This window comes from Photorhabdus hainanensis, from assembly GCF_018448965.1.
In the GTDB taxonomy this organism is placed as follows: Bacteria; Pseudomonadota; Gammaproteobacteria; order Enterobacterales; family Enterobacteriaceae; genus Photorhabdus; species Photorhabdus akhurstii.
Genome location: NZ_RCWD01000147.1, coordinates 1 through 313 on the forward strand (window position 1 = coordinate 1; position 313 = coordinate 313).

General features: G+C 46.3%; 1 protein-coding gene. It reads right to left on the bottom strand.

The window, feature by feature from the left end:
* On the bottom strand, positions 1 to 313 hold a 313-nt coding region (locus tag EAE92_RS24290), incomplete at both ends, for an IS1595 family transposase (protein ID WP_214069882.1).

Sequence of the window (313 nt, forward strand, 5' to 3'; positions counted from 1 at the left end):
CTCGGGGGCCATGCTGAGCCCCTCCCCAGTATGCGTCGTCAAGCTGAATAAACCCGCCGAGAGGCTTTTCGCCATCCCGTTCTTTCATTGCTTTCATTAGCTTGTGTTTCATACGCCATGCCGCATTGTAGGAAATGCCCAGTTGACGTGACAATTCAAGTGCAGAAATCCCATTTTTCTCCTGAGTCATGAGATAAATCGCCAAAAACCACACAGTTAAAGGTAATTTTGACGCAGAAAACAATGTGCCGGCCGTCAAAGATGTCTGATGATGGCATTTATTGCACTGATAAAGGAGACGAGATTTTAACTG